Here is a 23,836-nt window from a genome sequence, read left to right as displayed (position 1 = left end):
ACCTTCTCCCCGCTTCCGTGAATGATCCCCCGCGATCGAGGATCACCGCGTTAGCTGGGAATTACCTGAGAAACGTGTCATAACCGGGTCTTAAAGCCCGTTCGGACCATTCGAAGTGATCAAGCAGACAGGCGGCGGCGACACCGAGTGCCGGATCGACCGCGCAGCGCTCCCTAGCGGGGCATCCGGCGCCAGATCGCGCGTGGCACCACGCGCATCACCGCGAACATCGGCCTCAGGAGTCCCGGCACCCACACCGTTCCCCGGCGCTTCCGGAGCGCGGCGACCGTCGCGTCGGCGACCTGATCGGGAGTGCTGGAGAACGGTGCCGGCGACATGCCCTCGGTCATCCGGCCGATCACGAATCCGGGCCGGACGAGCAGCAGATGCACACCGGTGCCGTGCAGGGCGTCGGCCAGCCCGCTCGCGAAACCGTCGAGGCCCGCCTTCGCCGAGCCGTAGACGTAGTTCGCTCGCCGGACCCGCACCCCGGCGACCGAAGAGAAGACCACGAGGCTGCCGTTTCCTTGCTCACGAAGCACATTGGCCACATACGTCAGCACACTCACATGAGCCACATAGTCGGTGTGGACGATCGCGACGGCGTGCCCGGCGTCCGCCTCGGCGCGCGTCTGGTCGCCGAGGATCCCGAACGCGGTGACGACGACGTCGAGCGGCCCGTGTTCCGCGACCACCTTCTCCAGGAACGGCCCGTGCCCGGCGAGGTCGTCGGCGTCGAACTCGACGGCGTCGACGGTCTCCGCGCCCGCGGCCAGCAGCCGCTCGGACTCCGCGCCGAGGTCCGCGCTCCGTCGCGCGGCCAGCACGATCCGGCGCGCCCCGCCCTTGGCGAGCCGTTCCGCGACCGCGAGGCCGATCTCGCTGCGTCCGCCCAGTACCAGCACCGTTCCGCTCACCCGCCGCAGTCTGCCAGGCGGCCCGGCGCCGACCGGAAGTGGCACGGTTCACAAACTGCAATTTTGCAGTATCTGCACCTTTGCGCGTATCGTGGTGCTCATGCCCGAACCCGTCAAAGGTCTCCGCGAGCGCAAACGGCTGGAAACCCACCGCGCGCTGGCGACCACCGCCGTCCGGCTCGTCGCCGAACGCGGTCTGGACCAGGTGACGGTCGAGGACATCAGCGCGGCGGCGGGGGTTTCCCCGCGCACCTTCTTCAACTACTTCGCGTCCAAAGAGGACGCTGTCGTCATCGCGTACGCCGACAGCGCCGAGCGGACCCAGCGCACCATCGACAAGTTCCTTGCCACGCCGAAGGAAGTCAGCACGCCCCGCGCTTTCGTCGACGCGCTGAAGGAAGACTTCGCCCAAGTCGACGAGAACCGCGAAGAGTGGCTCGGCCGAATGAAGGCCATCCAGGAAAACGCAACCCTGCATTCGCGCGCGGTGGCCATGCACCACGACACCATCGCGCCGCTGATCGAGGCGATCGCCCGCCGCACGGGCGTGGATCCCAAGGCCGAGCTGTATCCGACGCTGCTGCTGTCCACGCTCGGCGGCGCGGTCAACGCCGTGCTGATGCTCTGGTACCAGCACGACGGCCGGGTGTCCGCGCTCGATCTGCTGGACGACGCCGTCGAACTGCTTCTCGCCGGGCTCCCGGAGCCCGGCGGCCGCGCGCGCTGACGCGCCCGGCACCACAGGAACACGAAGGGGGACCCCCATGTCCGTATCCACCGAACCACGAGAACCGGAGGCCCCGGCGGGCTCGATGGGCCGCAAACAGGTCCTCGAAGCGATGTCGGGGCTGATGATGGGCATGTTCGTCGCCATCCTCGCCTCGACGGTGGTCGCGAACGCGTTGCCGCGGATCGTCTCCGAACTCGGCGGCTCGCAGGCCTCCTACACCTGGGTGGTCACCACCGAACTGCTCGCGATGACCGCGACGGTGCCGCTCTGGGGCAAGCTTTCCGATCTGTACAACAAGAAACTGCTGATCCAGCTCTCGCTCGGGCTGTTCGTGGTCGGTTCGCTGGTCGCCGGGTTCGCGGGCAACATCGAGCTCCTGATCGGCAGCCGGGTCGCGCAGGGCATCGGCGCGGGCGGGCTCACCGCGCTCGCGCAGGTGATCATGGCGGCCATCGTTTCGCCGCGTGAACTCGGGAAGTACTCGGGGATCTTCGGTGCCGTGTTCGCCGTCGGGACCATCGCGGGCCCGCTGATCGGCGGGGTCATGGTGGACACGTCGTGGCTCGGCTGGCGCTGGTGCTTCTTCCTCGGGGTCCCGTTCGCGATCGCGGCGATCCTGCTGCTGCAGCGCACCCTGAACCTGCCGACGATCCGGCGTGACGTGAAGGTCGACTATCTCGGCGCGTTCCTGATCATGGCCGGTGTCTCGACGCTGCTGGTCTGGTCTTCGCTGGCCGGGCACCAGTTCGCGTGGGGCTCGTGGTGGACGGTCGGCCTGGTGACCGCGGGCGTGGTCATCCTCGCCCTCGCCGTCTACGTCGAGTCGAAGGTGGCCGAGCCGATCCTGCCGCTGACCCTGTTCCGCAACCACACGGTCACCCTGACCACCCTCGCGAGCTTCCTCGTCGGTGTCGCGATGTTCGGCGGGACGGTGTTCCTGTCGCAGTACTTCCAGCTGTCGCTCGGCAAGTCGCCGACGGTGGCCGGGTTGCTGAGCCTGCCGATGATCTTCGGCATCCTCGTGTCGTCCACGGTTTCGGGCCAGCTGATCAGCCGGACCGGCAAGTGGAAGAGTCACCTGCTGGTCGGCGCGGCGCTGATGACCGCGGGCCTGGGGCTGCTGGGCACCATCGACGCGAAGACGAACCTCGTCGTCCTCGGCGCGTACATGGTGCTGCTGGGTGTCGGCGTCGGCATGCTGATGCAGAACCTCGTCCTGGTGTCGCAGAACGACGTCGACGCGCACGACCTCGGCACGGCGACCTCGACGCTGTCGTTCTTCCGCAGCCTCGGCGGTTCGATCGGGGTGAGCGCGCTGGGCGCGGTGCTCGCGAACCGGGTGCTCGCGCTGATGACCGAAAAGCTCGGACCGCTGCCCGGCGGCGGCGAAGGCGGCGCGGTGCCGAACATCGCGACGCTGCCCGAACCGGTCGCGAACGTCGTCCGCGAGGCCTACGGGGAGGCGACCAGCGAGTTGTTCCTGATCAGCGCGCCGATCGCCCTGCTGGTGATCGTCGCCGTCGCCTTCCTCAAGCACAAGCCGCTCAAGACCCAGTCGGGCAACGAGCGGCTGGCCGAGGAGACCGCCGCCGCCTGATCGCCGTGACAGAGGGGCCCGGTTCACGGAACCGGGCCCCTCTTTTCGCGCGCACGAAGAACACGGTGGAAATTCGATGAACACGATCAAGCGGTTTCAGGCGGCATTACCGACGCGAATCAGGTGGCGCCGTTCACCGCCGGTCAGCCCGCCGAAAACGCCGTGGGCCAATCCGTTGTCCACGGCGTAGGCCAGGCAGGCGGATACGACCGGGCACCGCGCGCAGACGGCCTTCGCCCTGGCAGCCTGACGTGCGCCGGGGCCGGTTTCGGTGACCGGGAAGAACAGTTCGGGATCCTCACCGCGGCAAGCGGCCTCACTCAGGTCACCCGCCATCCTCATTTCCATTTTCCTATCACCTCCTTTTTTCCGATTTTCCCTTCCACGTCAAACGACTTCCGGGTATCCGGCCGGGTACGCACCGCAAACATCACCTTGACCGAATCGTTACACTCAGCGGCCCGCTCACTGCACCTGTCCTGTGAGGGCATTCGCGTCAGGCGGCTGAGAGCGGTGAGTGCGGGTGATGGGCCACGAGGGGTTCGAGGAGTTCTTCCACGCCGAATTTCCGCTGCTCACCGGCTTTCTGTGCAAGGCGGGCTTCGCGCTGGACCCGGCGCGCGACGCGGCCGCGGAGGCGATGCTGAACGCCTACGAAGACTGGCAGGGCATCACCCATCCGAAGGCGTGGGTCCGCCGCGTCGGGCATCGGCGGGCGAAGGAGCAGACCGCGGTCCGGGCCGATTGGGCCTCCTCCGACGCCGGCCGGGAGGACAAACTCACCGCTCTCGCCGACGAGGCGTCGACCGTCCTGACGATGCTGGGGAGGCTGCCGAAACGCCAGCAACTCGCCATGGCCTGGACGATGGACGGCTATTCGGCGCGGGAGATCGCCGGGGTGCTCGGGATCGCGGACGAGGCGGTCGGCGCGACCCTGCGCCACGCGCGTGGCCGGCTGGCGGAACACGATCCCGAGTTCGTCGGACGGCTGGACAGCGCCAACGGCGCCTTCCTCGACGCCTTGCGGATGGGACTCGACGCCGAAGACACCCTCGCCCGGATCAAGAACCGCGCGATGGTCAGGGAACTCGCCTTGGTGGCGCCCGGGGCCCCGGCGGAGTCGGAACCCGAACAGGTGGCGCCGTCGCAGTGGTACACCCTCGACGAACCCGTCGCGGCCGCCGGGAAAGGCGACCCGCGCGCGCTGGACCAGCTGCTGTCCACCGTCCGCCCGCTCGTGATCCGGTATTGCCGGTCGCGGATCGGCAGACAGGAACGGACGTACGCCTCGGCGGACGACGTCGCGCAGGAGGTCTGCGTGGCGATCCTCCGCGCGCTGCCGACCTATCGCGAACGGGGACGGCCGTTCCTCGCCTTCGTCTACGGCATCGCCCAGCACAAGGTCGCCGACGCCCGCCGTGCCGCCGCCCGCAACCGCACCGAGCCGGTCGCCGAAGTCCCCGACGGGATCTCGGATTCCGCGGGCCCGGAACAACACGCGCTGCACAACGAATTGAGCGACCGGATGGGCGAACTGCTGCGGATCCTGCCGGACAAGCAGCGGGAGATCGTCGTGTTGCGGATCGTCGTGGGCTTGTCCGCGGAGGAGACCGCCGGTGTGGTCGGGTCGACGGCCGGCGCCGTGCGGGTGGCGCAGCACCGGGCTTTGACGCGGTTGCGGAGGATCCTCGCGGATACCTGAGTCGTCACCGCTCAGGCATCCGGTCGCCGGCCGGCCAGTACGGCGAGCCCGCACAGCACCACCACGCCGATCGCCGCGACCACCGCGAGCCCGGCGGTGAAACCGTGCCCGCGCTGGACGAAGGTGCCGACGCTGCCGAGTACCGCGACCCCCAGGGCCAGCCCGAACTCCACGCTGGTCTCCGACAACGCCGATGCCGCACCGGCCCGGCCCGGTGGTGCCGCGCCGACCACGATCTCCGTGCTCAGCGCCATCACCGGCCCCTGGCCCAGATAGATCAGCACAAGACCGGCGACCAGCGGCGCGATCCCCTCTTCCGCCGGGATCAGGGCCAGTACGCCGAAGCCGAGCGCCGACACCACGAGCGACGAAGCGAACAGGCGGTGAACCGGGATCCGGCGAGCCAGGGCCGGAGCCGCGACCGACGTGAGGACCATCGCGGCCGCGGAGGGCACCAACCACAGACCGGCCGCGATCGGCGACAATCCGGCTTCCTGCTGGAGATAGAGCGCGGCGAACAGGTAGATCCCGGCGACGCAGGCGAGCGCGGAGAGGAGGACGACCAGCGCGTTCCGGAACGGGCGCTCCGCGAACAGCCGGAGGTCGATCAAAGGCACGCTCAACCCCCGCTGCCGTCGCAGGAACACGATTCCGGCGACGCAGCCGAGCAGCAGAGCGGTCCCGCCCGCCACCGCCGATCCGCCCTCCGCGAGATGCTTGATGCCGTAGACGAGCGGCAGCACGGCCACCAGCGACAGCGCCACGCTCACCAGGTCCAGTTCACCGGGCTCGGAGTCGCGGTACTCCGGCAGCAGGAACGGGCCCGTGATCAGCAGCAGGACCATCACCGGGACGGCGAGCAGGAACACCGACCCCCACCAGAACCACTCCAGCAGCAGCCCACCCGCCACCGGACCGAGCGCCACGCCGCCGGACAGGCCCGCGGACCACAGCCCGATCGCGACCCCACGCTGCCGTGGATCACGGAACATGTCGCCGATCAGGGCGAGGGTGGACGGCATGAGCGTGGCACCGGCGATGCCGAGCAGGCCGCGGGCGACGATGAGCAGTTCGGCCGACGGCGCGTAGGCCGCCATGACCGAGACGACCAGGAAGGCCGCCGCGCCGATCAACAGGAGCCGTCGCCTGCCGATGCGATCGCCCAGCGTGCCCATGGTGACGAGGAAACCGGCGACCAGGAAGCCGTAAGCGTCGGAGATCCACAGCAGCTGGCCCGGGCTCGGGGCCAGCCCGGCGGCAAGACTGGGAAGCGCCAGGTACAGCACCGTGGCGTCCATGGACAGCAACGCGGTCGGCAGGACGAGCACGGCGAGGCCGAGCCATTCCCGTGGGCCGGCGGAGATTTCGAGTTTTCGGTCGGACATGCCGTGACGCTAAAGTCTCACATGAATGTGAGAGTCAAGGGCGAGTTTCCGGAGGGGCCGTGCGCATCAGCGAGCTGGAACGCAGGACCGGTGTCAGCCAGCGTCTTCTGCGCTACTACGAGGAACAAGGGTTGCTGCGGCCGGAGCGTCTCCCGAGCGGCTATCGCGTGTACGCCGAAGACGATGTCACCACCGTCGAGCACATCCGCAACCTCCTCGCCGCGGGACTGTCCACCACCACGATCGCCGATCTGCTGCCCTGTATGGGTTCCGAGGGCGGCCGGCTCATCGCCGACTGCCCGGAGCTGTTGCTGGACCTCCACCGGGAACGCGCCAGGCTCAGTGCCGCGATCGCCGAACTGACCACCGCCCGCGGCACCCTCGACCAGGTGATCGCCACCGCGCCGCCCTCCGTCCTGGCCGAGGCCTCCCGGCTGGGCGGCGTCGGCTAGGACGGCCACGCCGCTCACGGACGGCAGCGTTCCGCGGTCGCCGCGGCCGTCTTCAGCTCCGGAGCGCTCCTGACGGCCGCGACCGGGTCGAGCGCGCTGTGCGTGTCCTTCTGGGCGGCGATGAGCCCTTCGACCGCACGGCTTTGCGCCGCGGTGTCGTTCTTCCCCGCGGCGTCCAGACCCGCCTTCGCCTTCACGGTCTTGTCGCGCGCCGCGGTGTACTTCGCGAGGAACTCCTGCTTCGCCGCGTCTCCGGCCGGAACCGGCGCGGCGGGCAGCGCGCCGAGGCCGTCGACCGTCTTGGCCAGAATCTCCGCGTAGTGCCCGAGCTGATCGCTCGTACTCTTCTTGACGGCCTCCACGGTCTCGCCACTCGCCGACGGCATCTGGTTGTTGCCGTCGATGAAGTCCTTGACCGCGCCGCAGAAGCCGTTCATCCAGGCCACCGCCGCGGACGGCGAAACCGCCACCTGCCGGGCCGCCGGTGCCAGATCCGGCGCGCAACCGGCCAAGACCACCACGGCCAGCGCGATTCCCGCCGCGGCCGGACTCTTGTGGGCAGCGCACATGTCCGTTCCCCTCTCCGCCGTCCGGTGCTCCCGGCGGCGCGAGGACAGTGACATGGCGGAACGCGCGCGGTCTGCGTCATCTGACTCAGAACGACGCCCCGCGCTCGAACTCGTAACGTTCGAGGCACGGCTGCCGGACGGCGTAACGGGGTGCGGGCAGGTGGCGAGTACCGCTTTACCCCGGTTAGCTTCGAGGGGACCCAGCCGAAGAGGTAAGCACCATGGCCATCAAGATCATCGCAGCGCGGCTCGAAGGTGGGAAGTTCCACGAGAGCATCACGAAACTGCGCTGGATCAACCCCGGCAGCGGCGAGACCGGCGAGAGTTTCGTTTCGGCGATCGTGGCGTGGCTCGAGGACGACGACGGGAAGGCCTACGTGGACGAGGGGATCCGCCGGGTGGCCGTGGAGATCATCAAGCCGACCTTCGGCCCGAAATTCCTCCGCACGCGCGCGGACGGGATCTGGAAGGACAACCTGCTGGAGCTTCCCCGCTTCTGAGGCGGCGGGCCGGTAATTCCGGAGACGTGCGCACGAGCGCTCTGTTAGGTTGAGTGAGCACTCCCGGTGCGCAGGTAACGGTTACTTCCTCTCCGATACGTCACCGTCACCGACTATTTCTCGGGAGCCACGATTTCGGATGTGCCCGGTGCGCAGGCGACGGTTACTTCGATTACCCAAGGGTCGCGGGTTCGAGCCCCGCCCGGCAGCCATCCTGCCGGTAGCTCAGTCGGTAGAGCATTGGACAGCTACCGTCACCGACTTTTTCTCGGGCCTCATCCGGAATCACAGCTCCCCTCGAACGAAACGAGGGTCGAGGGTGTCGAAGTTCAACACCACCGGCACACAGCCGAGTCCCGGCGGCGTCACCTACGAAGGCGGAGACGGCTACGCGCGGGACACCAAGTCCGAACTGTTCCTGCTCGCCGTCACCAACATGGTCGGCGAGAACACCTTCTACGAGACCGGCGACAAGCGCGACACGCGGTACGCCGGCCTCGTCCACGAGACGGCGCTCGCCGCCCCGGAGTGGACCGCGCGGTTCCTGCGCTGGCTCCGCACGGAAGCGAACATGCGTACCGCCGCGATCGTCGGCGCCGCCGAATACGTCCGCGCCCGGCTCGCCGGTGCCCCGTCGTATGCCGCCCCCATCGCGAACCGTGCCGTCGTCGGCTCGGTGCTCCAGCGCGCCGACGAACCCGGCGAGCTGCTCGCGTACTGGACCTCGCTGTACGGCAAGAAGATCCCGAAGCCGCTCAAGCGTGGCATCGCGGACGCGGCCGTCCGGCTCTTCAACGAGAAGTCGTTCCTCAAGTGGGACTCCGACGCGCGCGCCTTCCGGTTCGCCGACGTCCTCGGCCTGGCCCACCCGGATCCGAAGGACCCGGTGCAGGACGCCCTGTTCAAGCACATCGTCGACGTCCGGTTCAACCCCGGCCGCGACATCCCCGCCGAACTGGCGGTCCTCGCCGCCCGCGCGGAACTCATGGCATGGGACAAGGAGAAGCGGCGCGTCCTCTTCAGCCGCCCCGAACTCGACACCGCGCGAACCGTTCTCCGGCGGGCGGGGATGACGTGGGAGTCCTTGGCGGGCTGGCTCCAGGGCCCGATGGACGCGCGTGCCTGGGAAGCCGTGATCCCTTCCATGGGTTACATGGCTCTGCTGCGGAACCTCCGGAACTTCGACGAGGCCGGCGTGTCCGACGAGGTGGCCGGGGGTGTCGCGGCGCGGCTGGCCGATCCTGAACAGGTCGCGAAGTCGCGGCAGTTCCCGATGAGGTTCCTCTCCGCGTATCGAGCGGCGCCGTCGCTTCGCTGGTCGTATGCCCTGGAGAAGGCGATCTCCGAGTCGCTGGCGAACGTACCTCGGCTCGCCGGAAGGACACTGATCCTCGTCGACACCTCGGGTTCGATGAACGCGGGTTTCAGCAAGGACGGCACACTGATGCGCTGGGACGCGGCCGCGATATTCGGGATCGCGCTCGGCGCCCGCTGCGAGACGGCGGATGTCGTGTCGTTCTCGGACGGTTACTACGGCGGCACCGGTTCGAAGGCCTTCGGCATGCCCGGAGGTGAGTCGCTGCTGCGAGGACTCGACCGGTGGAAGAACGGCGGCTACTTCATCGGCGCGGGCACCGACACCGTCGGCGCGATCCAACGCCACCTGCGTCCGGGCTACCACGACAGGGTGGTGATCCTGACCGACGAGCAGCACTCGTCCGGCAACGTCGACCATGCGGTGCCGAAGGATACGGCGTTGTACACGTGGAACCTCGCGGGCTACGAGCGGGGCCACTCGGCGTCCGGGCGCGGTAACCGGCACACCTTCGGCGGCCTCACGGACGCCGCTTTCACGATGATCCCGCTCCTCGAAGCGGGGCGGAGCGCGGACTGGCCGTTCTGACGAGGTCGGGCGCGCGGCCATGTCGCGAAAGCCACTTTCGGGACATCAGACGTCTCGAAAGTGGCTTTCGCGACATGCCTGGCTCCCGCCACCTTTGCCCTACCCCTTGAATAAGCCGAACATGGCGGACTCTTGTGTCCTTATTGGACAGTTGCGGTGGGTCGGGTCGGGTTCGAACCGACGGCCAAGGGATTACGAGACCGCAGATCCGGCATGTCAGCCAGTGTCGCCGGATGCGTCGCCGGCCCCCAGCCCCCAAAAAAATGATCAAGACACTCTCGTCACCCTTGGGTGGTCACAACGGCGACGCCGTCACCAGCACCAAGCCACTACCAGCGATGACACCAAGTTCACGAACTGTAGCTGGAGCACCAAACAGATTGAGGAACTTTCGCCATCGGACTGCCGTACGGACGCTGGGCCTGCACTTTTTCGCTGTGGCGAAAAAGCTTGGCGAGGACGAACCACTGCGGCCTACCGTCATCGGAGCGTCGAGGAGTTCACTGGCAGCTCCGGAACTTCTCTCTGGCGCGGTAGAAATTCCTTTCATATCAGGAGGTATCGCATGACCACGCTGAAGTTCACCCTTGCCCGTCTCACCGGCCGCGCCACGATGGCCGGTTTCTACAAGTACTGAGCCGACAGGTAGTTCTCGTACCACGGTAGTCGAGTGCGGTGGGCGCCCACCGCACTCGACGCGAACACTCGATTGTCGCCGCATTCGAAGGGGAGATCGTAATGCTTCCGCCAGGACCCAGGGGAAAGCTGCTGAGCGGGAATATTTCCGCTTACGAGAAAGACCGGCTAGGTTTCATCGTCGAATCCAGCCGTGAGTTCGGCGACGTCTGGATGTTCGACCGGCGCATCGCCGTCGCGGCGGCCCCGGGAGCGGCCGACGAGGTCTACCGCCGGACGTACCAGGATTTCGTGCCGGACCGAAATTTTCTCCACCGCAGGCAGAAAGAAGACCCCAAGCTCCAGGAGCAGTGGGCGCATTCCCGGGCGTCTCGGATGCGTGGCATGCGGCCCAAGGCGTTGCAGGCCAAGGTTCCGATCCTGGCCGGCGCCATCACCGAGCACCTCGATACGTGGGCGGCGGACGGCACGCTGGACGTCGTGCCGGACATGCGCAAACTGACCTCACAGCTGGGAGCGCGACTCTGTTTCGGGCAAACCGACGCCGCGATCGTGGCGGGCGGCGAGCAGGATCTGTTCTGGGCGCTGCTGCCCGTCATCGCCAGCCCGGTGGATGTACCACCGTGGGTGCCGACCCGGCGCAACCGCAAGGTGGCCGCGGCCAACCGAGAACTCGAACGGCGGATCCAGACGGTGATCGATCGGCGCCGCGCCGAGCAGCGGTCGGCCGAGGACGATCTGCTCAGCATCGTGATGACGCCCACCGGACGGTCTGGTCAGCTGGACGACCAGCTGATCTGCGAGACGCTCATCGCCACAATGCTGGCCGCCCAGGGCGCGCCGGCTCCGGGCATGGCGTGGATCTTCCATCTCCTGGCCGAGTATCCCGGCGTTCAGGACCGGGTGGCGGCCGAAGCGCTACGTGTACTGCCGGATGGTCCGGACATTCGGTGGGAGCAGTCGGGGAAACTGACGTTCACGGAGCAGGTTGTCAAAGAGGTACTGCGGCTGTGGCCGCCCAACTGGCTGTCCGGACGGCAGGTGGTGCGACGCACGACGGTCGGGAAGTACGACGTGCTGCCCGGCATGATGATGATGGTCGCCCCGTATGTCATCCACCGCGATTCGCGCTGGTTCAGCGATCCCGAGACGTTCAAGCCGGACCGCTGGAAGAAGGGCGGGGAGACCGAAGACCTGCCGGACTGTGCGTACGCACCGTTCGGGGCCGGACCGCTGATCTGCATGGGCCTGGCCTGGAGCATGATCGAGATGACCTTGCTGACGGCCATGGTCGTGCGCAGGTTCCGCATCAACGCGGTCCCCGGATGTGTCGTCACGCCGGATGCCAGCAGGGAGATCACCCCGAGCGGGCTGCGGCTTCGGTTCACCGAGCGCAAGGGCTCCCTTGGCACAGGGCCGTCCGCCCGGCAGGTCGAGGCAGCCGAGTGACACGCGGGCCGACGTATGGCGACGTGCTGCGCAATGGCGAGTTCCGCGCGTTGTTCGTCGCACACGTCGTGTCGATCGCCGGAGACATCCTCAGCAAGGTGGCGGTGGCGGTACTGGTCTACGACCGTACCGGCTCCCCGTTGCTGACCGCGGCCGCAACCGCAGCGGGCTTCCTGCCCAGCGTATTGGCCATCACCGCGTTCGCGGCCATCGTCGACTCCCTGCCGCCCCGGCGGGTCATGATCCTCGGCGATTGCGCGCGTGCGTGCTGTGTCGTGCCGATGATCCTGCCGGGCATGCCGGTAGCGATGTTGCTCGTGTTGGTCTTCTGCTCGGGGACGGTGGCCACGGTCTTCCGGGGCGCGCGCCAGTCGGTCCTGCCTGATCTGCTCGGGCCGGAGGGCTATGTCATCGGACGCTCCCTGATGTCGATCACCGTCCAGGTCGGCCAGGTGGCGGGATTCGGTTTCGGTGGGCTCCTGCTTCTGGCGGTCACACCACGCACCGCGCTGGCGATCGATGCCGCCACCTTCGCGGTGTCCGCCGTCGTCGTCGCGCTGGGGATGAAGTCACGACCGGCTATGTCGGTGGAGCGTCCGAACGGGACGGTCAGGCGGACTTGGAGGGGCAACAGAGTCATCCTCGCTCGCCCGAGGCTGCGCCGGTTGCTGGCTCTGCAGTGGGTTCCCGTTGCCTGCGCGATGAGTCCAGGGGCGCTCGCCGCGCCCTACGCCGAGCACCTGGGTGCCGGGACCGTGGCGGTGGGGTTGCTGATGGGCGCACCGGCGTGCGGCATGGTTCCCGGTGACATCCTGGTCGGACGATTCCTGAGCTCACGCCGGAGACAGCGGCTGGTCCCGTGGCTGACCGTCGGCATGTGTCTTCCACTGTGCGCGCTGGTCGTGGATCCTCCGCTCCCGGTGGTCCTCGCCGCGCTCGTCGTCGCCGGCGCGGCGAGCGCCTACACGATCGCCGCGGACCAGGTGTACGTAGAGAACCTGCCCGAAGGGTTGCGCGGGCACGGAATGGTTCTTGCGGGGGCCGGGCTCATGCTGAGTCAAGGAGTCGCCATAGGGCTGATCGGTATGGCCGCGCAGATCGTCGAACCACAGATCGCCGCCGCGGTCGCCGGGCTGCTGGGTTGTGTCGGCGGTCTGGCCGCGCTTCGTGGGCGGCCGTATCTGTCCGAAAGCGCCGGGCCCGCGTCCACGGCGCCGCGGCTGAGAGGAGCCGACCGGTGAAGGCCGCCTACAACTTCGTGACCAATGTGGACGGATTCACACCACAGAATCTCGTCCACATGTGCCTCGACTACTTCGACCAAGAGTCCCACGGATACGACGATTTCGACGCCGGAACGACGAAACGCCGGCTCTACTGCGACGCGATCGACCGTCTGGTGATCGAGCGGCTCGCGCGGCTGGAGTCACCGTGCCGGGTGGTGAGCTTCGGATGCGGTACCGGTCGGCGCGAGGTGAAGATCGCCGCCGCACTCGCGACCCCGGTCGAGCTGACCGGCATCGAGAACGCCCCGGGGATGATGGCTCGTGCGGCGCAGCGTGGGATCCGGACGGCGCAGTCCCTGGACGACCTCGATGATTCGCCGCCGGACAGGATGAGCGCCGCGCTGTGCCTGTGGTCGTTCGGGCACCTGCCGACCGTCGAGCTGCGACTCGCCACCTTGAGCGGACTGTTCCGGCTGCTGCGAGACGATGGTGTGCTGCTACTGGACGTGTTCAACCTCCATGACCGGCACGAGTGGGGAACACACCTCCTCGACGCCGGACTCGGCGAGCGGCGCGACGTCATCTACGGGAAGGCGGGCCGGCGGGCCACAGCGTACGTCCACTACTTCTCCTTGGGAGAGATATCGGTCCTCGCGGAGAGGGCTGGATTCGTAGTCGAATCGGTGCGCGCCGTCGGGTACGGGCAACACCCGGGCCGGCTCGACGTGCCGTGGGACGAGGGAAGCCTGTTCCTCGTCTGCCGGAAGCCGCGGCAGTCCACCGAAAGAAAGGCGCTCACGCTCTATTGAGGAACAAGGCAACCGTGCCTGCCGAGGTGGGCGGTTGGCCACAGCTGCTCCAGCGGACCAGTAGAGTCTCGAAAATCGCAGGTCAGCGCCTGCTTGGACCTGACTGGCTGGGCGTGTGTCAGGGGTTCGAGTCTCGTTAATGTTTGCTGTGGTGGGTCTCGCAGTCGGGGTTCGGGCATTGAGCAGCGTTCCGCGCGTTCCAGGCTGCGAGCATCGAGTCATGCCGCCGGGTGAACTGGGCATCCCGTCGCGCGCTCCACACCGACGGGGTCACTCTGCGGGTGACCAGGAGTTCGTGAGGTGCGTAGTCGTTGTCAGTGCTAGTTACCTCAAGCCCGGCAGCAGTGAGGATCTTCCGGATCGCCTCGGCCATCGCCTCGCCGATCGCAGACATCAACTGCGAGAACGCGGCGCATTCCTCGCCTTCCCGATGCGGGTCGTCGGCCCAGGCTTCCTGCCCCGCGTCAAGAAGGATCGCGTGCTCCCGCCAGTCGACAAGCACTCCGCGCAGATCGGGCAAGTCGACCGACACGACCGTACCGGCGACGCCGGTCGAAAGGCCGCCGGGGGCCACCGGCAACCCGGCTGCCGCCAGCTCAGCCTGGACGACATCGCACAGCGTCTCCAGCCGGAACCGGCGATCCGAATCAACCTCAAGGGGTTCTTCCGTCATGCCGCCATCTTCGCAGGCGCCTCCGACAAGTCCGGTGACGGCGAAGTCAGCACGAGTGACCCGAATCCCGTGGCAACGGAGGTCGTGACGAACGTGTGGCCGCAACCATCGTCCGAACGTGCATCGTCCATTTGATCCGGAACACCTTCCGGCTCGCTTCTCGCCGGGATTGGGATGCGGTGAAACGAGATATCAAACCCATCTATACGGCCCCGATCCCGACGCCGCGAGGGCCGCACTGGACGAACTCGAAGAGAAATGGGGGCGAAATATCGGGCGATGATTAGGCTGTGACGTAACGCCTGGGACGAGTTCGTGCCGTTCCTCGACTATGACATCGGCACCGCAGGTGGAGGAGTTCGACGTCGGGATTCTCGATAAGGTGGAAACGCGCCGCCATGTTGCACGCAACCGCGGCTGGATGGCGCTTAGCCGTGGTTGCGTTCGTGTACCCTCGTCAGCACGCTCGACAGTTTCGAGGCCTCATCGTCGGATCCACTCAGGTTCGGCGCGACGAGCTGGACGGACGTAAATCTTCCTCCACTACAGGTTTGTCCGTTGATGGCTTTGGGGTTCTCCCGAGTGGGAATCAGATTCACGGTGCGGGAGCTGCCGGCCGGTAGTCCTTGAACCTCCAGCAGCGTAGAAAACAGCTCACAGGCACGATCCGGCGCGATCTCCTTGCCTGAGGCGATCAGGTCGCGAGCTGCTTCCAGTTTGCGAGCCGTCTCCGGATCGTCGAGCAGTCCCGACTTCTTCACCTGCTCTATTGCCGCAGGCAATTGCTTTGCCCACTTCTCCGCTGACGCACCGATCACCTGGACGCGACCCCCGGCAGGCGTATCCCAGTGACACGCGGGCAATCCGCCGACAGCCAAAGACTTCGGATCGGACACCTCTCCGGCAAGTGTCGACAGGTCAGCCGATGTGAGAAGTTCACACAAAGCGTCCGGAGTGGATGCCTTGGTAGCCGGGTCAGCGGACGACGGGGCCACGCCCTCGGCGACCTTGCCTTGCGGCGCCGAACCAGACTTGTCCGACGAACACCCGACCAGCCATAGCATTGCCGACGCGGCGACAAACACTGCGATTCGACCGGCTCTCAGATAGCCGAGGCACTCCACGTTTGGCATCTTGCGCTCATCTCCCCCATGCAAAGTGCACAGAGGCTACCAGGACTGCGGTTGCGAACAGGCTGGGAGCGTGTCGGCGACACGCGAAGAGGATGATCGCGTGTCCGACGACCACCCGTGAGTGATGTGACGCCAACAGGGGCGGAGCTGCCCCTGTTGGCACCGCCGCCGCGGACAAGATCCTGCCCAGAAGCGCCGACAGCCTGAAAACCGTTCTCCAGCAACGGAAAACCGTCTCCAGCGAGGTCGATGAGCCTCGGCGCCGTCTTCGCCCCGCTGACCGGTTCCGCACCCCTGGAACACACCGACGGAATCCAGCTGGGAGTGAGCGCACAGCAGCCGGGATCGCGCTCTTCCGGGCACGGCGATCTGGTTGTGACGAGAAAGGCTGCTACGCCACCAACCGGCTCCGCAAAGCACTTCTCCTACTATCGGCACACCGGAGCAAACGGAGACCAGTCACGAGTAACGCCGAGGCGAAATTGCCGCCGAAGGACCAACATCCCCGCAGGTCGGCAATGATACTGACGTGGTGGGCCGGGTCGGGCTCGAACCGACGGCCAAGGGATTATGAGACCGCAGCTCCGACATGTCGGCCCGTGCCATTGGATACCAGCTTCTACCAGTTTGCGCAGGTCAGCACCCCATTTCCGTCAGAGCTGAGTGTCGCTGCGTGTCGGCCTATGTCAGGCTCTACGTCGGCAACGGAGCCCAATCGGAGACGACAGTGGTCAGTCTCAGTTTCGTAGCATTTCCTCAGCTAGGTGTGAGCCTGACGGCTGCGACGACCGGGCGGTGTGGTCGGGTCCAGCCGCCTGCCCTAAGGGTCCTCATAGCGGCATGACCGGACGCTCGGTGACTGTTGCGGCGGTACCTCGTCCTCCATAACTACGGTGCGTCTGACCGGATAACCGGGAAGGATCATCGCGTGAAAACGACGGAGCAGGTTGACGATCTGCGCGCGCGATTCGAGGCAAGGCTGAGCGGGCTTCAGGGCCGCCAGCTCTTGGCGGTGGACTACTGGGATGTCCACAACTTCTCTTCCGAACCCGTGCGATGGGACTACGGCACCTGGCATCACGCCGTCATGGGCGTCGGGCTCTGCACCGACGCGGGGCCGGCGACCATCACCTGGACCGATACCTGCGGACGCCGATCCGCGAGACCGCCGCTCATTGGGAGCGCCCGTCCACCTGGCAACTTTGCCAAGCTAAGGCGGTTTTCTCGTTCTCACTTTGAGAAATTGACGTGGCGAACTTCAGTTACTGTTCAGTAGCTGGAGCAAAACTGGAGCACGAGCCCTCATCCGGCCAGCTAGGGTCTCATCTTCTGCTCCACCGATGTAACCCGACCGGTAGTTCTCCCCTGGACGTCGCAGCGTGCGGACCTACCACGTCGATCAGATCCGGCGTGCCGAACGCCAGGACTGGGCATACAGACCATTTGAATCCAGCACGGAAGCGCCGCCGATGTCACCCAGCGTGGGCCCATTGGCACGCTCTCTGCTGGAGATGAACCGGTGATGGCCCTCAGTGTCGATGCCTAGGTAGATCGCAGTGTGATCAAGCTCGGGGTCAGCAGGTTCCACGTCGAAGAAGAGTAGATCGCCAGGCTGTAGTGCGGCGTAGTCGGTCGCCGTTGTGCGTGCATTAGGAATCAGAATCGTGCCTGGACTCAGCTCAGCGATGGCACTGGCCCGGCGTGGCAGGCCGGGCCCCACGGAGTTGCCGCCGCGAAGCGGGTAACCGAATCGATATCCGTAGACGAGTCGGATGAAACCTGAGCTATCGATTGTCCCGTAGTCGCGGACGGACGACTTGTGCAGGATACCGTCGGGGAAACTCCACGGAACTCCGAGATAGTCGGCGAAGTCCGCCGCTGTGAGGCTGAAGGCAGCATCACCACGGAACCGAATGCCACGGGCATCGCGCTCGTCAGCTGCGCCATCCTGGTACTGCAGAGTTGCGGCGAGGACGTCCGGGCTTCGGTCGGCGCGAATCTGCGCAAACCAGGGGCCGAACCACGGTGCCTGCTCGTCTCCTGCCCTCCACTCGGTGCTGAGCAGGCGTACCCAGGCCGAAGTCACCACGGAGGCGTCAGTGGCCTGGGGTTCGGCGAAGGTTCGCCGGGGCCCGGTGAGCAGCACCGTGCGTGTCCCGTCGGTAAGGGTCATGAGCACTGCGCCGGAACTGTCGCGCACGATCGTGCGACTCGGCCCAGTCAGCCGTTCATAGCGAAGGGCTTGTCCAGCATCGACCGCGCCATCACGTTGGTATGTCACAACTGTGACGGGAGCCTCCTTAGTAGGCACCGCGTCGCTGCCGTGGTTAGCTAGGTGCTGCACGCCCCACGCGGCAAGCGCGAGCGTCGCGATGAACGCAACCGCACGAACAACCTTGATCACCGTCATGCGTGGTGTTGTCATCCGGTCTCCTCAAACGGTGGGCACGATGCCGAGTAGGACCCCGCTGGCGAGCAGTCCGTAGCTGGCGAACGTGACGATGCCGGTGGCCAGCAAGGTCGTGGCAGGGGGCTGCCGAACCAGCTGATAGGCAATGAGGCCAGGCACTACGAAGCCGAGCGTCTGATGATCGAACAAGAACGGGTAGTCTCGTTGGATAAGCACCACCAGGGTGGTCTGCAGAAGGACGCCGGTCAGCACGACGGCCGCGAACAGACGTTTGCCGTAGAGAATCACAATCCGTTGCAATACCTTGCTAGCACCGAACGTCAATGCGGTCGTGGCCGCAACGATCCCCGCCTTGCGATAGTCCTCGACCAGCGTCAGAGCGAGCCAGCCCGGCGTAATCATGCCGCCGGGCGACAGGTTGGTCGTCAGGTAGCACAGCAGTGAGAACGCCAGGCCGATGGCAAGTCCGATCGTTGCGAGTTCGGGCGGCAACTCGCCGTTAAGTCCTAGTCCGGTCACGACCGCGGCCCCTCGACGGAGGTGATACTGAGCTTCGCCAGTTGCCCAAGCAGGAGTTCGCCTTGGCCATGAACGTTGCCGATCGCCACGATCGAAATTTCCGTACGAACGTCGGCCGCAATCGCCTCCACCAGTTCGGCGGGGTTACGGTTCCCACCGAGGTCAGCCAGATCTCCCTGCCACTGCTTGGAAATTGATTGCCGGGCGCTGCGTGTCGGCTCGCCGATCAGCACCACCCGCTCGGGGTCAATGTCAGCGACGAGGCCGCCCATCTGGGCATTGCGCTCGATCCGGTCCGGCCGGCAGTTGATCACGACATGAAGTGGTCGTTGGATCGCGCGTCGCGCGAGAAGTTGTTCGATGTTCATCAGCGTTGACTCCGGGTCGTTGGCGGCGAAAACGTTCGCGACGCGAAGAACGGCGTCGTTGTGCCGGTAACGTTGGACGGCAAGCACCCCCGGGTCCGGCGGAGCTGACCACATGCCGGCAAGCGCGGATTGGCGACTGACACCTAGCAGTTCGGCTACGGCTAGCGCGACCGCCACGTTCTCCTTGAAGGTGATCCAGTTGAATCGAGCCATCTCCATGTCGGACACCGACTCTGGTCGGACGATGATCAGCTCACAGTTCCGTTTGGCAGCCTCTCGTTTGATGATGTCAATCCGCTCTCGCTCCGCAGTGACACAGATGCCGCCGATCGGCATCGACCTGCTGAGCGACCGCGCGACGTCGCCAAGGGTCGGTCCCATCGCGGCGAGGTGGTCTTCACGGACGTTGCACAGCACGCCGACGGTCGAGCGCACCAGCTTGCGCTGGTTGATTTCCTGCAACTCGGGCGTCACGGCCATGCACTCGATTACCAGTGCGTCGGGGCGATATGCCGACGCCTTTCGCACGACACCGATCTGCTCAACCACATTGGCAATGTCGAACTTGCGGTACACCGGTTCCTCACTGCCATCGGGATGAATCAGCCTGGCGGCAGTGCCAGTGGTCTTCGCAACCGTGACCAGCCCCCCAGCGCGTAGCGCGCCCGCACACAACCGAGTGATAGAACTCTTTCCGCGGATCCCGTTGACCAGTACGCGATGCTCGATCCGGCTCAGGTTGACGTAGTGCTTGCGCTGCTCGATCACACCTCCGGCCAGGAGGCACACGCACACCAGCAACAGCACACAGTAGGCTGTGGTCATGGCTGCGTGACCTCGATCTGATCCATCGCGGGCGTAGCGGGGGAGTCGTCGGTCCGGTGGATCAACTCGGTGGTCTCCAATGCGGTGGCCTGTGGTCCGCGAATAGGACCCAACCGGTCGATTCCGTCAGCCAGGCCCTGGCGGCTGATCTCCAGGCAGGACGCGATGGTGCCGATCTGGTCATGGCGCTGCGGATACAGCACGGTGCTGTGATCGCCCGCGACCAGCCCATCGGCCTGGGCAGCGAGTGCACGCAGCGGCCTGACCAGTACGAGGTGGTGCCAGCCGAACACCAGCAAGGCGAGCAATACCGCGACAAACGCCACAACGAGCGCGTTACGCCGCATCTTGTTTGCGGCCAGCGCGAGGTCGTCGACCGCGTACTCGGCAACGACCGACCAGGCGTGCTCACCAGTCGCGCCTGTACGCAACGCGATCGCGGTGACTACTGCGGTGCCGTCAAAGCGATCCACTACTCTGGCGGCCGATTCACCGGCGCGGGCATCTTCGACCACCCGCCGTACGATGGCCTCCGACGGTTGCTCAAACGCAACGTAGCCGCCAGTCGCGGCCAGCGTACGTAGTCCCGCGTCGAGCAGACGGGTCTTGGCCGGCGTCCTCCCCAATAGCTCGACGAGCCAGTCAGTGTCAAACTCGGCGATCAATGCTCGACCCGCCGACAGCGGAACATGGGCGTAGAGCACAGCGACCCGGCCGTGATCGAAGTGTTGTCGGACTCCTGCCCCAGGCGGCGGCGGAGTCAGCGTTCGTAGCGGTGCACGGCCTGCGTAGCGCTCGACAGCGCCGTCCTTGCCGGCCAGGTATACGCTGCGGTAGCGCGGCTGCGCCTCGTGCACTCGCTCGAGCACGGGCTGCACCGCCTCCGAAGTCAGACCGTCGGTGAACGTAGTGATCGCTTTGAGGTCGGCCAGCCCATCGTTGAGGCCGTGCTGAGCGGCCGCGGCGCTACTCGCCGCTAGATCGCGAATGCTCGTCACCACAGAGGCCGGGGCCAACGCATCCTGGCCGCCAGTGGTCAGCACCACGCCCACGCTCCAACCAAGCACGGATACTGAAACAAGGATGACCGTCAGCCGCGCTGACAGCGCGTGCAGACGTCGGTGAGGCGCCGCGGAGATTCCGGTCATGGTGCGCCGACAGTGCTCGAAACCAGCCCCGACCCGACGCAGTTCAGGCATGCGTGCTTGGCGCACCGGCAGGGTCAAGTTGCCTCCCGCAATTCTGAGTGCGTCGGCACGCAGGCGCTTGGTCGGCAGCACGAGCGTCCCCCTGATCAGCAGAAAGCCGACAATCGCGACACCTGACAAGACAATTCCCAGCACCAGACCATCACCGTCTGTCGCAGGCCCAGCGGCCGGCACGTACGCGATACCGACCACGGACAGCCCGAATGCGCCGAGGCTATTCAGACGTACCGGCGTGTAGGTCACCACCGCGTGCTCGGTACCGCCGGCCCTCTGTACTGGTACGCCGAATATCGCCTCCCGCCTACCGGCAGCTGCGTCAACACTGGCTCGCCTGACCAATCCTGTCGCCGCGACTTCGGGCGGGCCGGGACGCTTGCCGTGCGAGTCGACAATCTCGCCGGTCGCGGTGGTGAGCAGCAGCGCCTGGTGCAGGTCGCTGCCAAGAGCCACGTCGGGCAGCGATACGCCTCTCGTCACGGCCAGTACCTGGTCGCCAGGGAGAGCAATGGCTGTTACGGCTAGCGCTGTGCCATCGGTGCTGGCGACCGGGATGACAGTCGTGTCAGCGAACGACCGTGGCAGCAGCTCGACGGGAACCTGGTCACCGATTGACGCAAGCAGCGTCCGCGTTCGCGCATTCATGACGACAGCACCGCGCCACTTGCGCAGCTTGGCCAGCCTGGCAAGCAGATCGTTCGGGGTAACTGCTGGCACCGCAGTCACAGCCCGAAGATCACCGACGTTCTGGCTGATAGCACCGCCAATGGCCTGACCCGTGCCGTCCACGAGCTCCTGCTGGCTCTTGGTTACAGCATCCGGTACTGGACCGGAATCTTGCACTCCGAGCAGCAGCCACGACAGAATGGCGAGCGCCGTCAACAACACCAGAGCGATCGCGGACGGGACGCCGACGCCAGCAGGGAAACCACTTTCCGGTAGCTGTTCCTCAAGGGCTCGTTCCAACCTGGACTTTCTATCGACTACCCCGGCCACGTATAACTCCATAAAATAGTTGCTGGTTTTACCGGGCGCGATCGCCAGGTAAGTTGGCTAATCCGCACGACGGATCGACAACAATCTTTTCTACCGGTGCGGACTTTATATTTCGCCAGGCCTTCGCCGGAAACCCGGTATTTCCTTGACAAAAGCGCCGGGCAATGAGTGTTTGGGATCGACTTCGTTGGCCGCTGTTGACGCCACTATTCGCCGTGGTGATCGCCGCCGCGATCGAAGCGCTCATCCCCGGCCGGAGTATCACAGCACCACAACACCCACGATCAGCAAGCTCCTGGGGATCTTGCGCACCCAACGACGCGAAGCGCCGGTCCTTCCTCAGCAACCTGCAGCCGACACCTGTTGCTGTTCCGGAACAGGCTGACGACGAGTTGTGCGGGTCCGAGTTCGGCGCGACCACGCCGAGGATCGCGCGACTGGGCAAGCATTCGCGCTCATCGTCAACCAGACGACCGATGAGCGGACACGGGGAACTGCCTCCAGATCGATCTGAGCCACCCATTCTTCCGCGGCAGATCACTCATGGACGCTGCGATAGCTTCCTCAGCCCGACGATAGGGCTCCGACCTGCCGAACGACGACCTCCACCGCCGGTGCAGCTCAGCCAGATTCGACACCGCTCGCTCACTCACCCTCGACCATGGCAACTGCACCCGGCCAAATTCCTCACCAGCCAAGATCACTCAAGCGCAACTGCCGCACTAGCCGAGCAAGGCCGCAAGCTTTCACTCCACTACGCCAGCAATTTCCTGCGGCGAGGTCATCATTTGCGCCTCGACAAGGCTGACCGCGATGCCGAAATGGTGTTCCATCGCAGCGATGAGTCGCAGTCGCGCCAGTTCATCGAACCCACACACCCGAGGTGACGTTTCGTCGAGTCGCATAGGTTGCCGATCGAAGCCAGGCACTATCGGGAGCGATAAGTTCACCGGGATAAAATAAATGACTTGGCGTTTCATTTATTCTCCAAGGAACTACCGAAACATCGAATAAGTGTCGCAATTTCTTACGGCCAGCCCATCCTCGAAGCCAGACAGCCACGCGCCGAGATACTCGATATCATTCGAGCATGGGACGCCCGCATGCAGCGCAGACGTACGATCACGACACCCTTGGAACGTCGGCGATCCCACTGCCCGTCTTCCTGCACAGACGGCAGAACTCCACGCACCCGTCGCCAACCTCCTACAGCCTCCACCAGAGGTCACACGCTCCGCGTCTACTGCCACCGCAGTGTTCCCATACAAGTTTGACGCCAACTTTTGCGCAGGCCATCTGCCCGTTGCAACACGATGGACCAGCATGTGCATCCGCATCACCGTCGGCTCGAGGGCGGAGCCACCCGCGTGAGACAGCAAGTGAACTCTGGCTTGTGTCACCACTTGCCTGGCTCGGCTACCATCGCGAGTCACCTGCAGCGCATAGTCGATCAGCACCCCACTGGAGCATGCACACGACTCGGCGAACCGCGTGCGGCACCGCGTCCGCTCCATCGAACAAGGTTCATGCGCTACAGTCGACAGCTCACCCAGGAAACGCATACAGGCTCCGATCTCCACTCGGCTTCGCACGTGCTACTGCGCGTGCATAACGATCCAGTTCTTGCATCTGACTCAACCGCATTACGCACTTTGCACTAAACCCATTCCTTCGACGTGTTTCGCGTACCCCTTCCCGGACGGCAAGATGACCAACTGTACGTCGAAACTTCACGCGGGCATTCACTGTCGTGAACACCTTTCGATGCGGAGCCGAGTCAATGATCATCACTGAATCAATCAAGTGTTCGAAGGTGGCAAAGTCAGCCATCC

Annotated in this window: 21 protein-coding genes and 2 pseudogenes; 12 read left to right on the top strand and 11 right to left on the bottom strand. The window is 65.7% G+C overall.

Annotated elements, in window-relative coordinates:
* Positions 1-173: 173 nt before the first annotated feature.
* The gene (locus ACIBTM_RS39830; protein ID WP_395882314.1) at positions 174-917 is read right to left on the bottom strand and encodes an SDR family NAD(P)-dependent oxidoreductase; all 744 of its coding nucleotides are present in this window, start codon (positions 915-917) and stop codon (positions 174-176) included.
* Positions 918-1,017: 100 nt separating this feature from the next.
* Here ACIBTM_RS39830 and ACIBTM_RS39825 point away from each other — a divergent pair, with 100 nt between their 5' ends.
* Positions 1,018-1,644, top strand: coding sequence for a TetR/AcrR family transcriptional regulator (locus ACIBTM_RS39825; RefSeq protein ID WP_395882313.1), 627 nt, complete (start codon positions 1,018-1,020; stop codon positions 1,642-1,644).
* A 37-nt stretch (positions 1,645-1,681) separates the two neighbouring features.
* Positions 1,682-3,244 (top strand): MDR family MFS transporter, encoded by a 1,563-nt coding sequence (locus ACIBTM_RS39820; protein WP_395882312.1) that lies wholly within the window; start codon positions 1,682-1,684, stop codon positions 3,242-3,244.
* Positions 3,245-3,340: 96 nt separating this feature from the next.
* Here the strand turns inward: ACIBTM_RS39820 and ACIBTM_RS39815 are convergent, their stop codons facing one another.
* The gene (locus tag ACIBTM_RS39815; RefSeq protein ID WP_395882311.1) at positions 3,341-3,592 is read right to left on the bottom strand and encodes a WhiB family transcriptional regulator; all 252 of its coding nucleotides are present in this window, start codon (positions 3,590-3,592) and stop codon (positions 3,341-3,343) included.
* A gap of 178 nt (positions 3,593-3,770) precedes the next feature.
* Between ACIBTM_RS39815 and ACIBTM_RS39810 the strand changes: the two are divergent.
* A pseudogene (locus ACIBTM_RS39810) lies at positions 3,771-4,190 on the top strand (RNA polymerase sigma factor); the annotation flags it as partial.
* Between the two features lie 129 nt (positions 4,191-4,319).
* Positions 4,320-4,946: an RNA polymerase sigma factor ShbA gene (gene shbA, locus ACIBTM_RS39805; RefSeq protein ID WP_395882378.1), complete on the top strand. Its 627-nt coding sequence runs from the start codon at positions 4,320-4,322 to the stop codon at positions 4,944-4,946.
* 11 nt (positions 4,947-4,957) lie between these two features.
* On the opposite strand, the gene ACIBTM_RS39800 is transcribed toward shbA, so the two are convergent.
* A complete protein-coding gene (locus tag ACIBTM_RS39800) occupies positions 4,958-6,331 on the bottom strand; it encodes an MFS transporter (RefSeq protein ID WP_395882310.1) in 1,374 nt (457 codons plus the stop codon).
* 59 nt (positions 6,332-6,390) lie between these two features.
* On the opposite strand from ACIBTM_RS39800, the gene ACIBTM_RS39795 reads away from it, so the two are divergent.
* Positions 6,391-6,783, top strand: a complete 393-nt coding sequence (locus ACIBTM_RS39795) for a MerR family transcriptional regulator (protein ID WP_395882309.1) — start codon at positions 6,391-6,393, stop codon at positions 6,781-6,783.
* A gap of 14 nt (positions 6,784-6,797) precedes the next feature.
* Here ACIBTM_RS39795 and ACIBTM_RS39790 read toward each other — a convergent pair whose 3' ends face one another.
* Positions 6,798-7,352 carry a hypothetical protein gene (locus ACIBTM_RS39790; RefSeq protein ID WP_395882308.1) on the bottom strand — a complete coding sequence of 185 codons (555 nt, stop codon included), beginning with the start codon at positions 7,350-7,352 and terminating at the stop codon, positions 6,798-6,800.
* Positions 7,353-7,573: 221 nt separating this feature from the next.
* Here ACIBTM_RS39790 and ACIBTM_RS39785 point away from each other — a divergent pair, with 221 nt between their 5' ends.
* From ACIBTM_RS39785 to ACIBTM_RS39765, 5 genes are all read left to right on the top strand, one after another.
* On the top strand, positions 7,574-7,852 hold the full coding sequence (locus ACIBTM_RS39785) for a DUF3892 domain-containing protein (RefSeq protein ID WP_395882307.1): 279 nt from the start codon (positions 7,574-7,576) through the stop codon (positions 7,850-7,852).
* A 319-nt stretch (positions 7,853-8,171) separates the two neighbouring features.
* The gene (locus ACIBTM_RS39780; RefSeq protein WP_395882306.1) at positions 8,172-9,755 is read left to right on the top strand and encodes a TROVE domain-containing protein; all 1,584 of its coding nucleotides are present in this window, start codon (positions 8,172-8,174) and stop codon (positions 9,753-9,755) included.
* 738 nt (positions 9,756-10,493) lie between these two features.
* Positions 10,494-11,840: a cytochrome P450 gene (locus tag ACIBTM_RS39775; RefSeq protein ID WP_395882305.1), complete on the top strand. Its 1,347-nt coding sequence runs from the start codon at positions 10,494-10,496 to the stop codon at positions 11,838-11,840.
* Positions 11,837-13,081, top strand: a complete 1,245-nt coding sequence (locus ACIBTM_RS39770) for an MFS transporter (protein WP_395882304.1) — start codon at positions 11,837-11,839, stop codon at positions 13,079-13,081. Before ACIBTM_RS39775 ends, ACIBTM_RS39770 begins: the two co-directional genes overlap by 4 nt.
* Entirely contained in the window at positions 13,078-13,875 is a 798-nt protein-coding gene (locus ACIBTM_RS39765; RefSeq protein WP_395882303.1) for a methyltransferase domain-containing protein, read from the top strand. Before ACIBTM_RS39770 ends, ACIBTM_RS39765 begins: the two co-directional genes overlap by 4 nt.
* A gap of 136 nt (positions 13,876-14,011) precedes the next feature.
* On the opposite strand, the gene ACIBTM_RS39760 is transcribed toward ACIBTM_RS39765, so the two are convergent.
* On the bottom strand, positions 14,012-14,548 hold the full coding sequence (locus ACIBTM_RS39760; RefSeq protein ID WP_395882302.1) for a hypothetical protein: 537 nt from the start codon (positions 14,546-14,548) through the stop codon (positions 14,012-14,014).
* Between the two features lie 78 nt (positions 14,549-14,626).
* Between ACIBTM_RS39760 and ACIBTM_RS39755 the strand changes: the two are divergent.
* Positions 14,627-14,839 (top strand): annotated as a pseudogene (locus ACIBTM_RS39755) (transposase); the annotation flags it as partial.
* A gap of 137 nt (positions 14,840-14,976) precedes the next feature.
* Here ACIBTM_RS39755 and ACIBTM_RS39750 read toward each other — a convergent pair.
* The gene (locus tag ACIBTM_RS39750; protein WP_395882301.1) at positions 14,977-15,681 is read right to left on the bottom strand and encodes a DUF3558 family protein; all 705 of its coding nucleotides are present in this window, start codon (positions 15,679-15,681) and stop codon (positions 14,977-14,979) included.
* A 928-nt stretch (positions 15,682-16,609) separates the two neighbouring features.
* Here ACIBTM_RS39750 and ACIBTM_RS39745 point away from each other — a divergent pair.
* Positions 16,610-16,957, top strand: coding sequence for a hypothetical protein (locus ACIBTM_RS39745; RefSeq protein WP_395882300.1), 348 nt, complete (start codon positions 16,610-16,612; stop codon positions 16,955-16,957).
* A gap of 123 nt (positions 16,958-17,080) precedes the next feature.
* Here the strand turns inward: ACIBTM_RS39745 and ACIBTM_RS39740 are convergent, their stop codons facing one another.
* From ACIBTM_RS39740 to ACIBTM_RS39720, 5 genes are all read right to left on the bottom strand, one after another.
* Positions 17,081-18,106: a hypothetical protein gene (locus tag ACIBTM_RS39740; protein WP_395882299.1), complete on the bottom strand. Its 1,026-nt coding sequence runs from the start codon at positions 18,104-18,106 to the stop codon at positions 17,081-17,083.
* Between the two features lie 9 nt (positions 18,107-18,115).
* Positions 18,116-18,610 carry a poly-gamma-glutamate biosynthesis protein PgsC/CapC gene (locus tag ACIBTM_RS39735; RefSeq protein WP_395882298.1) on the bottom strand — a complete coding sequence of 165 codons (495 nt, stop codon included), beginning with the start codon at positions 18,608-18,610 and terminating at the stop codon, positions 18,116-18,118.
* Entirely contained in the window at positions 18,607-19,803 is a 1,197-nt protein-coding gene (pgsB, locus tag ACIBTM_RS39730; protein WP_395882297.1) for a poly-gamma-glutamate synthase PgsB, read from the bottom strand. Before pgsB ends, ACIBTM_RS39735 begins: the two co-directional genes overlap by 4 nt.
* Entirely contained in the window at positions 19,800-22,004 is a 2,205-nt protein-coding gene (locus ACIBTM_RS39725; RefSeq protein ID WP_395882296.1) for a hypothetical protein, read from the bottom strand. The genes pgsB and ACIBTM_RS39725 overlap by 4 nt, the downstream gene beginning before the upstream one ends.
* Before the next feature lie 746 nt (positions 22,005-22,750).
* A complete protein-coding gene (locus ACIBTM_RS39720; RefSeq protein ID WP_395882295.1) occupies positions 22,751-22,984 on the bottom strand; it encodes a hypothetical protein in 234 nt (77 codons plus the stop codon).
* Between the last annotated feature and the right edge of the window lie 852 nt (positions 22,985-23,836).

This window comes from Amycolatopsis sp. NPDC049868 (genome assembly GCF_044461365.1).
GTDB lineage: Bacteria > Actinomycetota > Actinomycetes > Mycobacteriales > Pseudonocardiaceae > Amycolatopsis.
This window is presented reverse-complemented; position numbering and strand designations above follow the sequence as displayed.

Bases quoted from the DNA above. Each gene is read 5' to 3' on its own strand.
- ACIBTM_RS39720 (WP_395882295.1), bottom strand. From the start codon at position 22,984: ATGAAACGCCAAGTCATTTATTTTATCCCGGTGAACTTATCGCTCCCG.
- ACIBTM_RS39775 (WP_395882305.1), top strand. From the start codon at position 10,494: ATGCTTCCGCCAGGACCCAGGGGAAAGCTGCTGAGCGGGAATATTTCC.
- ACIBTM_RS39760 (WP_395882302.1), bottom strand. From the start codon at position 14,548: ATGACGGAAGAACCCCTTGAGGTTGATTCGGATCGCCGGTTCCGGCTG.
- ACIBTM_RS39740 (WP_395882299.1), bottom strand. From the start codon at position 18,106: ATGACAACACCACGCATGACGGTGATCAAGGTTGTTCGTGCGGTTGCG.
- pgsB (WP_395882297.1), bottom strand. From the start codon at position 19,803: ATGACCACAGCCTACTGTGTGCTGTTGCTGGTGTGCGTGTGCCTCCTG.
- ACIBTM_RS39785 (WP_395882307.1), top strand. From the start codon at position 7,574: ATGGCCATCAAGATCATCGCAGCGCGGCTCGAAGGTGGGAAGTTCCAC.
- ACIBTM_RS39790 (WP_395882308.1), bottom strand. From the start codon at position 7,352: ATGTGCGCTGCCCACAAGAGTCCGGCCGCGGCGGGAATCGCGCTGGCC.
- ACIBTM_RS39820 (WP_395882312.1), top strand. From the start codon at position 1,682: ATGTCCGTATCCACCGAACCACGAGAACCGGAGGCCCCGGCGGGCTCG.
- shbA (WP_395882378.1), top strand. From the start codon at position 4,320: ATGGTCAGGGAACTCGCCTTGGTGGCGCCCGGGGCCCCGGCGGAGTCG.
- ACIBTM_RS39825 (WP_395882313.1), top strand. From the start codon at position 1,018: ATGCCCGAACCCGTCAAAGGTCTCCGCGAGCGCAAACGGCTGGAAACC.
- ACIBTM_RS39815 (WP_395882311.1), bottom strand. From the start codon at position 3,592: ATGGAAATGAGGATGGCGGGTGACCTGAGTGAGGCCGCTTGCCGCGGT.
- ACIBTM_RS39800 (WP_395882310.1), bottom strand. From the start codon at position 6,331: ATGTCCGACCGAAAACTCGAAATCTCCGCCGGCCCACGGGAATGGCTC.
- ACIBTM_RS39750 (WP_395882301.1), bottom strand. From the start codon at position 15,681: ATGCCAAACGTGGAGTGCCTCGGCTATCTGAGAGCCGGTCGAATCGCA.